This is a genomic window from Synechococcales cyanobacterium T60_A2020_003 (assembly GCA_015272205.1).
GTDB lineage: Bacteria > Cyanobacteriota > Cyanobacteriia > RECH01 > RECH01 > JACYMB01.
In genome coordinates this window covers 1-10,632 of record JACYMB010000183.1, presented here as the reverse complement: position 1 = coordinate 10,632, position 10,632 = coordinate 1, and the positions used below count along the sequence as shown (strand labels likewise).

Below are 10,632 nucleotides of genomic sequence, written 5' to 3'. Positions count from 1 at the left end.
AACTTGCTCTTTTTTGATTCTGATACCCCGTCCGCTTGCGGCGGGGTAGTTCATTTATTTTCGGATCGTCAGTGGGGTTACGCGACTTTGCGGATGGCTCAACGGTAATATCAGAGGTCTTACTGATCGATCAGACGGAATGCGAAGCAACGAGGTGCCCAACTCTGGTAGGGAGTCCTGCCCTTCATTCCGCTTCACGGTTGGGAGATTCCATCCTCATCAAGAATTTATAGAATCCATTCCGAAGCGCGATCGCCTAATTCAATCGGAATATTGACGGCTTTTCCTAATCGAGGGCGATCGCGCGTTTCTGCAATAAATCGCTGCACGTACGCTTGCTGATCCCACGCATTAATATAGGAGGCCACAGCATCTAGGTGGGTCTCGTAATCAGCATTCGTCTTGGGAAACGACGCCTGTCCTAGGTATCGCCACATCACCTGAAGATAAATCTTGTCCTGCACCTTCCGAAGCTGAACGTCGTACGCACGTCCCCACTTTTGCAATATTAGTTGGCGCAGATCGTGTCCGGTCATAAATTAACACCACGGGACTGCTTAATATTTCTTTATAATAGCGCGGCTTCACGAGACAGCCTGTGTTTGTGTTCTAAGTGATGCAATAATATTAAATATAAAGTGTAAACCTTGGTCATAAAGCAGCTTGCGCCTTGCTTTCGGATTGTATTCGAGGGCGATCGCTACGTTTTTTAGCGTAATCGATAGTTAGGTGCTGCTTTATCTGAATTAACAGTTTGACAAAAAGGTTATACGATCAAGCGCGGAAATACCTGCGACTATCTGACGCTGAACACGCAATTCAGAATCAACCTATGGCTCAACTCTCTGGAACCCCAGACGTACCCGATCTTGGACGTCGTCAATTCATGAACTTTTTGCTCCTAGGCGCAGCTTCTGGAACTGCCTTAGGTGCTCTTTATCCCGTTGTTAAATACTTCATTCCTCCTTCCAGTGGCGGTGCTGGTGGTGGTGTAACCGCAAAGGATGCCCTGGGCAACGACGTTGTCTTGGCGGACTTTCTGTCGAGCCACAGTACGGGCGATCGCGTTCTGGCTCAAGGTCTAAAGGGCGATCCCACCTACATCATCGTAGAAGGCTCCGATCAAATTGCCTCCTATGGATTGAACGCTGTGTGTACCCACTTGGGTTGCGTTGTTCCCTGGAATAGCGGTGAAAACAAGTTTATTTGCCCCTGTCACGGTTCTCAATACAACTCCGAAGGAAAAGTTGTGCGCGGCCCTGCCCCCTTGTCCTTAGCATTGGTTCATGCAGACGTTAGCGACGACGGCAAAGTAACCTTCTCGCCTTGGACGGAAACCGATTTCCGCACAGGCGAAGATCCGTGGTGGTCTTAGGCAGCGATTGTAGAGAGCGTACTATAACGATGAAAACAAAGGTTTGGTCCGTGCCGCGCTTCGGCATTTTTCTAGTGGCGTTGGTTGCCACATCTTTAATGACATTGCTAGCTGCACCTGCTCCCGCAGCAGCTTATCCCTTCTGGGCACAGCAGAACTACGAAACGCCCCGCGAACCGACGGGACGCATCGTCTGTGCAAACTGTCACTTGGGCGCAAAGCCAACTGAAATTGAAGTTCCTCAGTCCGTTCTTCCGGACACGGTCTTCAAAGCAGTGGTCAAAATTCCCTATGACACAAACGTGCAGCAGGTTGTCAGCACGGGTGAGAAGGGGCCTCTGAATGTGGGTGCTGTGTTGATGTTGCCCGAAGGCTTCAAGCTTGCCCCTGAAGACCGTATCCCTGAGGACATGAAGGAAGAAGTTGGCCCGAGCTACATCTTCCAAAACTACAGCGATACCCAGGACAACATTATTATTGTTGGGCCTCTACCGGGCGATCAGTACCAGGAAATCGTTTTCCCGGTTCTTTCTCCTGATCCCGGCACGAATAAGGCGATTTCGTTTGGTAAATACTCTGTTCACGTCGGTGGCAACCGAGGCCGAGGCCAAGTTTACCCAACGGGTGAAAAGAGCAACAATGCGGTCTACAACGCTTCTGCGGCAGGTACGATCACCAATATTGCATCCGTAGAGAGTGGTTATGAAGTGACAATTCAGTCTGAAGCTGGCGATACTGTTGTGGACAAAATTCCAGCAGGGCCTGCGCTAATCGTATCCGAAGGGGATGCCGTTACTGCGGGTTCCGCGTTGACCTCTGATCCGAACGTAGGTGGCTTTGGTCAGAAGGATGCGGAGATTGTGCTTCAGAATCCTAACCGCATTAAGGGACTCCTCGCGTTCCTGGGGGCTGTCATGATTACCCAAATCATGCTGGTTCTGAAGAAGAAGCAAGTCGAGAAGGTACAAGCGGCTGAGATGACTTTCTAGGCTCTACCTTACCTTCGCTAACTGCATACTGATGAGCTTACGACCCTTGAGGTCGGATTTAAAGGGGCGTTCCTTGGGGGGCGTCCTTTTCTTTATGGCTAATGGAACGTTTTTTCCTGTCCAAGTCTTAAAGGAGGAGTCGCACGCTTGCGTTGAAGCAAAATTCATAGATAATTGAAACTTACGTAAAACTCAAACGACGAGGAAGTCATTGTTAATCCATTTGTATTTGAATTGCATTTCATATATGCTGCAGAAAAATTAGCGATTTCCTTGTGGCATTAGGCGGCGATCGCCCCATCCTGCTAAATCTGCACTCGTAGGCTTTCCTGACAGTATCCGGATTACAAGGTTCCCTAACCTGTTCAATTTGTACGTCCGTCGTCCAACACGCGACGATTATCCCCAAATTCTATGACTACCCTAATAAACCCCATTGCCTTAACGCTGATTGTCATTGTCCTGGCACTCGTTTGTTTCGTAGCGGAATGGCTTCCGGCGGATATTACGGCTATCGTGATTGCCGTTGTGTTGATGCTCTTGGGCTTAGTTACTCCTGAACAAGGCGTGTCTGGCTTTGGCAACTCGGCCACTGTCACCGTCATGGCCATGTTTATTCTCAGTGCAGGGATTTCTCGAACTGGCGTCGTGCTCAGGGTTCGGGATTTATTTCTGCAGTGGGGTGGTAAAAATATTCAGCAGCAGATTTTAGTAATGGGACTAATCGTGGGGCCTATTACAGCGTTTATCAATAACACGGCTGTTGTAGCGGTTTTCTTACCCATTATCGAGGAATGGTGTCGGAAACAGCGAATATCACCGTCTAAGCTACTGATTCCCCTCTCCTACGCCACGATTCTGGGCGGGATGATTACGCTCATTGGCACCTCTACGAACGTCCTTGCCAGCGGTCTTGCTGCCCAACTGGGCTACGGTGAATTTGGACTCTTTCAATTCACGGCACTCGGACTAACCACGTTTACGGTTGGGATGCTCTACCTCATTTTTATTGCTCCTCGTGTGTTGCCGTCCCGACGCCCTGCTGATGGGGATCTCCTAGCGGAAGGATACGACATGCGGGAATACGTGAGCGAAGTGGTAATTAGCCCCCGTTCCAGTTTGATTGGTCAGACCCTGCGATCCACGGAATTGCAGCGCAAGTTTGATTTCGACGTGCTTGAACTGATTCGGGACAACGTCCATTTTCCCCAACCGCTTGCGGACAAGGTGCTGGCAGCCGGAGATATTTTGCTGGTACGAAGCACCCGTGATGATCTGCTGCGGATTCGAGACGAGCAAGGGCTGGACATTTTGCCCGCCGTGAAGTTTGACGAGGAAGTGTCCGATCTGGCCTCCGGAGAAGAGCGCATGGGGGAAGTTTTGATTTTGTCGAACTCCCGTTTAGCCGGATCAACCTTGAAAGAACTCCGATTCCGGCAGCGGTACAACGCGACCGTTATTGCCATTCGTCGAGGCTCGGATGTCTTGCGCGAGCGCCTGGGTAAAGTTCCCCTCAAGTTTGGAGACTTGCTGTTGGTGCAAGGCCCCAAGGAAAGTTTCTTAGGCTTGCAAACTACGCGGGAACTGCTGGTTTTGGAAGAACGGGATATCGAAAGTTTGCGCCAAGATAAAGCCTGGATTGCCTTAGCCATTATCTTCAGCGTGATTGTGCTGGCGGCTTTCAATATTACGCCGATCATGGTGAGTGCGCTGGCCGGGGTTGTACTAATGATTTTGACCGGATGTTTAAAGCCTGGAGAAGTATATGGCGCAGTACGCTGGGACGTCATTTTCCTACTCGCAGGCTTGATCCCCCTCGGCATTGCGATGGATGAGTCTGGCGCGACGAAATGGTTGGCGGATGTGCTGGTATCCACGGGAGGCAATTTATCGGGATACTGGATTCTGCTGTTTTTCTTCGCGGCAACGTCGTTACTGACGGAAACCATTTCAAACAATGCAGCGGTGGTCTTGATGCTGCCTGTCGCGGTTGAAGTGGCTAAGGCATTGAGTTTGAACCCGCTAGCGTTCATGTTTGCCGTGACCTTTGCCGCATCGAACAGCTTCATGACCCCAATTGGCTATCAAACCAATACGATGGTGTATGGCCCAGGGGGGTACAAGTTTTTGGATTTTGTGAGGGTCGGTGGCCCCCTGAATCTCCTGATGGCAATTGTGACGCCAATTCTGATCGTTGTCTTTTATGGGTTGAAATAGATAGTTCCATAGGGAAGCCCGAAGGAGTCGTGGATTCGGAGGGGCGATCGCCGTACAATCAAAGCAGTACTCATAAGACGACAATGACTGTATCTCATCGCTCCCCAAGCTCTGCGTCCTCGATCCCGTGGGATCCAATCATCCGAGAATTTGAAGCAGTTTTAGGCTCTTCGGGCGTGATTCGACGTCGCGAAGAGCTTTTGGTTTATGAATGTGATGGGTTGACGAGCTATCGCCAGCGACCTGCAGTCGTTGTCCTGCCTCGCACCACGGAACAGGTAGCCGCGTTGGTCAAAATTTGCGATCGCCACAACGTTCCCTTCATTGCCAGGGGAGCAGGCACCGGACTATCGGGCGGAGCGTTACCCATTGAAAACTGCGTGCTGATTGCCCTTGCCCGCATGAACCGCATTTTAAATATCGATCTCGACAATCAGCAGGTAACGGTTCAGCCCGGTGTGATTAACAACTGGGTCACGCAGGCCGTAACGGGGGCTGGATTCTACTACGCGCCCGATCCCTCCAGTCAAACCGTCTGCTCAGTTGGGGGCAACGTTGCCGAAAATTCGGGCGGTGTCCACTGTCTCAAATATGGCGTAACGACCAACCATGTGCTGGGCTTGAAGTTGGTACTGCCTACCGGAGATGTGGTTGATGTGGGAGGTCACGTTCCCGAAATGCCGGGGTATGATCTCACGGGTATCTTTGTGGGGTCGGAAGGAACCTTGGGGATCGCCACCGAGATTACGCTGCGGATTTTGAAAGCTCCCGACGCGATCCACGTTCTTCTCGCCGACTTCACCAGCGTAGAAGCTGCCGGGGCTGCGGTATCTGACATCATCAGTGCGGGAATCATTCCGGCAGGCATGGAGATGATGGACAACTTCAGCATCAATGCCGTGGAGGATGTGGTCGAAACCAAGTGCTATCCCCGTGATGCGATCGCCATTCTGCTCATCGAGTTGGATGGCCTTAGCGTCGAAGTTGAAGCGAACAGCGATCGCGTCATCGAGATCTGCAAACAAAACGGGGCACGCAATGTCACCATCGCCACCGATCCTGCAGAGCGACTGCGCCTTTGGAAAGGCCGGAAAGCAGCCTTTGCGGCAATGGGCAAAATTAGCCCCGACTACTACGTGCAAGATGGTGTGATTCCGAGAACCCAACTCCCCTACGTGCTGCGCGAAATTGAGTCACTCGGTCAAAAATATGGCTATCGCGTAGCGAACGTCTTCCATGCAGGGGACGGCAACCTACATCCGCTGATTTTGTATAACAATGCTGTACCCGGTCAGTTGGAAGAAGTTGAGACCTTGGGGGGCGAAATTCTCAAGCTTTGTGTGCAGGTGGGCGGCAGCATCTCTGGTGAGCATGGTATTGGAGCCGATAAGCGATGCTACATGCCCAATATGTTTTCTGAAACAGATTTGGACACCATGCAATGGGTGCGCCAAGCCCTGAATCCTAAAGGATTAGCCAACCCCGAAAAGCTTTTCCCCACACCGAAGACTTGTGGAGAAGCGGCAAGGGCAGCAGCAAGCCAATCATTCCCAGATGTTGAACGCTTCTAGCTCATTACAACCCCGTCTGTGAAACGAGATATATCAGGGATATCAGGGCATCTGCGGATGCTCTGACCATTCCTCAGGATGCGCGGGCGATCGCCGCTGTATTCCGCTCAGAGGGCTGAATTTGATACTTCACTAGGTTAGCTAAATCTTGAAGCTGGCTGATAGCTTCTGCGCCTTCGAGCTTCATCAGTTCTCGGTCATCGCGCATTTCGGTCCAGGTAATTCCGTAGTCCGAGACCAGAAAGCGAATGAGGTGGTTGTCGCCCAAGCTCACCATGAAGGACGCGCTATTCATCTGACCACCGCAGGTGTAACACGATGCTAGGTACCCTCGCTGCTCTAACACAATGGCCAAAGCCTGAAGGTTCATAACCAGGTCTCGTACAAAGTGGCGGTGCTGTTCCGCAAGTCTAATAAACACGCTCTACCTCCAAATACCACACTCCATTTTAATCGATTTTAATGTTTTTTTAAGATTTCAGTCATTTCTGAACGCCGCATTCATTCTGCCAGACGGAGCAAAAGTATTTATGGTATTGCGTCTATGGAATCCATTGATTTTCTGAATTCCTTGCCTAAAACCTTAGGGTAATCAAGACTCAGGCTAGAAGCAGTATCTACAACAACACTTGACGTTTGAGTTTCGTAACTCTGCCCCTTGTTGGCATTAAAGAAGCGGCCAAAAGTCATCCGCTATATGACGTAACTCCCTACAGCCTAGTACGCCTTCGGCGATCTGCCCAGTGTTCTTAACACTCAGCAGTGTAAGGAAACTAAAGGTAATGCTACTCCAAACGCTGATGAATCGTTGCGATCGCCGCTTTGTGTCCTCAGAAAAGTCATCAAACTTTTTCAAAAAATAATGACTTTTTAAGAATGACCACTGTTTAGAAGTGCGGATCTATGACCCTCTACCAAGAGATTGAGGGTAGCTAAGGGCGGGGAATAGGGAAGCCGAATGTGGAGCCAGCGTCAACGCCTCACATTGATGAATCGGATTTGATATCGCCCCCCTCGGTCAAGAAGCGTGACGGTAGAGAACGCTGTTCCGATATTGGAACTCAAGAGGAGGATTCTGCGTGAACTTCTTCCTCTTGGGTTGTGTCCTGCCTTCCGAGCACCTGGATACCACATGCTAAGGGTAAATCGATCGCTGTCTTGGTACCTCCTTCGGCGTGGGGCGCGGGAGGATGGTTCAACAACCGTTAAGGCGTAATTTGCCACCAGCCTAGGCTTGGCCCAATGAACCGAGCCGTAATCCAATACAACACTAGCAGGCCAATTCCGATCCAAGCGCCCTTTGTACTGAGCTGCACAAATTGCTCGGCCTGACTTTTCTTGATCGGTAGCCAGGGATAAATATTTTCTTCCTGTCCGTACTTGTCTCCGAGGTTTTCCTTGCGGCGTTTTGAATCACCCATAGCGTGTATCTCTATATCTTTGTATGGCTTGACTGTTCCGATAATAGCGCTTTGGTTTCCCGTCCTAAATGCCCACGCGCAATAAACTTGTGAATGGGCGATCGCCCTTATCATGTCTGCGCGAATCGTTAAGATTTTGTCACAATAGAAGCACCGTATCGTTATTCCCTGTTGCAAGCTCCATGACCTCTGTTTCAAACCGCTCCCTTCCCCCGATGAGTGCCACGATCCCCCCGCAGATTTGGCACTGGCATGATTTGGCGATCGCCTACCAAGCCCAAGGAGAGTCGGGGCCAGCGGTGATTCTGATACATGGGTTTGGGGCATCGTGGGGGCATTGGCGGAAGACCATTCCAGAGTTGGCGCAACATTGCCGTGTGTTTGCTCTGGATTTACTGGGATTTGGGGCATCGGCGAAGCCAAAACCGGGTGAACCCTTTGGTTATTCGTTTGAAACCTGGGGACAGCAGATTATCGACTTCTGCCGAGAGGTGGTGAAAACGCCCGCTATTTTAGTCGGCAACTCCATTGGCTGTATTGTGGCGATGCAGGCGGCGGTGGATGCACCCGATCAGTTTGAAGGCGTTGCGATGCTCAACTGTTCGCTGCGACTACTCCACGAGCGGCGGCGATCGCAACTTCCCTGGTATCGCCAAGTGGGTGCATCGGCCATGCAGCAACTGCTGGGAGTGTCTTGGTTTGGGCGGAGCTTTTTTAAGCTGATTGCCACACCCAAAACGGTGCGGAAGGTCTTGACCCAGGCCTATCATCATCCCGAAGCCGTCACCGATGAGTTAATCACCATGCTCCTTACTCCGGCAGCCGATCCAGGGGCAGCGGACGTGTTTCTTGCCTTTACCCGCTATTCCCAAGGGCCACTGCCCGAAGATTTGTTGCCCCTGTTGCCCTGTCCGGCACTGGTGCTATGGGGGACGGAAGACCCGTGGGAGCCGATTGAACTGGGGCGATCGTTTGCGGATTTTGCTGCGGTCGAGGCGTTCATTCCCCTGGAAGGAGCCGGACATTGCCCCCAGGATGAGGTTCCCGACCAAGTGAACCCAATTTTGCAGGATTGGATTCTCAAGCAGTCACAGAATCTTGCATCAACACGTAGGGCTGAATGATGAGGGCATTAAAGCGATAGCTGCGATCGCGCTCCCAGAGATTCAACTGTTCGACGGAGGGCTTGTAGATGAGCTGCTCTGCAATCCAGTGTTGGACGGTGGGGGTGTCATCGTTGGCGATCGCCATACCCACATCGACGAGATCCAACGCGGTATCTACCACCACTAGCGCGTCGCGTCCTGCATGGGGAGCCAGCCAGTCCCACTCGGCCTGATCAACACTTTCCGATAGCTGCTCTCTTAAGGGTTCCATCGCTACTCTTCCTCTCCAATTCGGACGCCGTGGGGTCTGCTGAGCGAATAGGCGATCGCCAAAGCTAGCAAGACTCTTACGAGCTTACCAAACCTTCCTACGTCTGTCAGGCGACGGAGCGATCGCCTGGAAACTCGCCTAGCTTCAAAAACCAGTATCTGTTGCAGAGCGACTAGAGGACCTGTGCCGTACAACCTAAGGGGCATTACCGTGAATTGCCAGTCTCATCGACATCCGGCTCAGTCTGGGTTCCAGATTCCGATTCATCCAGGGTGCTATCTTCCACGTCCGTTTCGGTAAGACCTTCGCTATCAACGCTTTCAGACGGTGAGATTGGAGTGTCAAAGAGGTCTGGAGTGGGATTCTTCAGCAGCTCTTGATAGATCATGCTATTGATTTGGCGAATCCACTCTTGGGCGCGATCGTCGTTGAAGGAGCGCTTCATCAGGGTGGTGATCGCGTAGCGCTTGCCATTGGGCATATCGACTAAGCCAACATCGCCCACTAACTCGCCAATATCCCCTGTTTTATGGGCAATCGTCGCGTCGGGATCGCCCACTCCTGTGGGAATCAGGGTGGCGGTGTGGGTGCGGCGCATGATATCCAACATGCGATCGCGCGATCGAATAGAGAGCAGATCGCCATTGCTCACCATCGTCATTAGCCCCGCCAATTCTTTGGGCGTGGTGGTGTTCGTACCTTCCAAATCAGGAAGCACGTTGCGGATGACTGTCGTTTGCAGCCCCCAAGATCGGAACCGTTCGTTGACGGCTTCAATGCCTCCCATCCGCCGAATCAGCATATTGGTCGCGGTGTTGTCACTGATGATGATCATCAGCGTTGCCGTCTCTAGCGCCGTGTATTGGGTGCCAACGCCACTAAACTGCATATTGCCCGATCCAGAAGCCACATCTGCCTCTTCCATCGTCAGCATTTCATCCAACTGGATTCGTCCTGCATCCACCTCTTGGAAAAAGGCCACCAACACCGGAACTTTGATCATGCTGGCCGCGGCAAAGGAAACATCGCCATTGATATCGATGGTGTTGCCCGTATCTAGATCCAGCATGAACACTCCGGGCGTCAGACCAGAGTAGATATCACTCATGGCGAGAATATCTTGCTTTAACTGCGAAAGCTCCCGTCCGTTATACGTACTCCACAGATTGGCCAAGCCCAACCCCGTTGCGGACGAGTCGGCTGAGGCAACTTCGCTGGATGGGGTACTAGCGGATTGTTGACTGGCATCGGCCACTTGTCCACTGGGATTGATTGTGGACAGCAGCGTTCCGGCGATCGCCCCGACGCCCACCACTAAAATTAGAGTTCGTACCGCATAAAGCAAGGGAGAATTTTTCCGAGGTTTGCGGCGAGCTTGGGCCTCTGATAGAGCATTTGGGGTGGATCGAGATGGCTTTGTCGAAGCAGATGGATTTATCGGCGCAGGTCCATCCCGGCGCGAACGAGTTTGGGGAGTCGATGGGGCCTTGGACGATGCTCCTGGAGGGGGCAAACGGGGAGCCTCTGAAACCGGACGTCGAGGGGCTGCGGTTGGGTCTGCCACCACGCCCATGCTGCCTAGACGGTGGGTAAATGCAGAAGATGGCGATCGCCGCACTTTGGGGATTTCCGATGCAGGCTCAGGGCGACGACTCGCAGAACGGGGGACAAGCCGCAATGGT

10 protein-coding genes are annotated in these 10,632 nt (G+C 51.9%); 5 read left to right on the top strand and 5 right to left on the bottom strand.

The genetic code is table 11. The features are described 5' to 3' along the window. Positions 1 to 227 precede the first annotated feature (227 nt). The gene (locus IGR76_09515) at positions 228 to 536 is read right to left on the bottom strand and encodes a DUF3067 family protein (GenBank protein ID MBF2078740.1); all 309 of its coding nucleotides are present in this window, start codon (positions 534 to 536) and stop codon (positions 228 to 230) included. Positions 537 to 832: 296 nt separating this feature from the next. On the opposite strand from IGR76_09515, the gene IGR76_09510 reads away from it, so the two are divergent. The 4 genes from IGR76_09510 to glcD all read left to right on the top strand — a co-directional run bounded on the left by IGR76_09510 (position 833) and on the right by glcD (position 6,152). Then, a complete protein-coding gene (locus IGR76_09510) occupies positions 833 to 1,375 on the top strand; it encodes a cytochrome b6-f complex iron-sulfur subunit (protein ID MBF2078739.1) in 543 nt (180 codons plus the stop codon). Between the two features lie 29 nt (positions 1,376 to 1,404). Beyond that, complete coding sequence (locus IGR76_09505; protein ID MBF2078738.1) at positions 1,405 to 2,364, top strand: apocytochrome f; 960 nt, start codon at positions 1,405 to 1,407, stop codon at positions 2,362 to 2,364. Between the two features lie 414 nt (positions 2,365 to 2,778). Continuing rightward, a complete protein-coding gene (locus tag IGR76_09500; GenBank protein MBF2078737.1) occupies positions 2,779 to 4,581 on the top strand; it encodes a sodium-coupled transporter in 1,803 nt (600 codons plus the stop codon). Positions 4,582 to 4,664: 83 nt separating this feature from the next. Continuing rightward, complete coding sequence (gene glcD, locus IGR76_09495) at positions 4,665 to 6,152, top strand: glycolate oxidase subunit GlcD (GenBank protein ID MBF2078736.1); 1,488 nt, start codon at positions 4,665 to 4,667, stop codon at positions 6,150 to 6,152. 73 nt (positions 6,153 to 6,225) lie between these two features. Here glcD and IGR76_09490 read toward each other — a convergent pair whose 3' ends face one another. Together IGR76_09490 and IGR76_09485 are read right to left on the bottom strand one after the other, a co-directional pair. Then, positions 6,226 to 6,573, bottom strand: a complete 348-nt coding sequence (locus IGR76_09490; protein MBF2078735.1) for a DUF1815 family protein — start codon at positions 6,571 to 6,573, stop codon at positions 6,226 to 6,228. A 784-nt stretch (positions 6,574 to 7,357) separates the two neighbouring features. After that, the gene (locus tag IGR76_09485) at positions 7,358 to 7,573 is read right to left on the bottom strand and encodes a DUF2839 domain-containing protein (GenBank protein ID MBF2078734.1); all 216 of its coding nucleotides are present in this window, start codon (positions 7,571 to 7,573) and stop codon (positions 7,358 to 7,360) included. 182 nt (positions 7,574 to 7,755) lie between these two features. On the opposite strand from IGR76_09485, the gene IGR76_09480 reads away from it, so the two are divergent. Continuing rightward, on the top strand, positions 7,756 to 8,697 hold the full coding sequence (locus tag IGR76_09480) for an alpha/beta fold hydrolase (protein MBF2078733.1): 942 nt from the start codon (positions 7,756 to 7,758) through the stop codon (positions 8,695 to 8,697). Here the strand turns inward: IGR76_09480 and IGR76_09475 are convergent. Both IGR76_09475 and IGR76_09470 read right to left on the bottom strand, forming a co-directional pair. Further along, on the bottom strand, positions 8,654 to 8,950 hold the full coding sequence (locus IGR76_09475; protein MBF2078732.1) for a DUF2288 family protein: 297 nt from the start codon (positions 8,948 to 8,950) through the stop codon (positions 8,654 to 8,656). The two genes, IGR76_09480 and IGR76_09475, sit on opposite strands and share 44 nt — an antisense overlap. Positions 8,951 to 9,155: 205 nt before the next feature. Then, positions 9,156 to 10,632 (bottom strand): serine hydrolase (locus IGR76_09470; GenBank protein MBF2078731.1); only part of this gene is annotated, 1,477 nt, incomplete at its 5' end.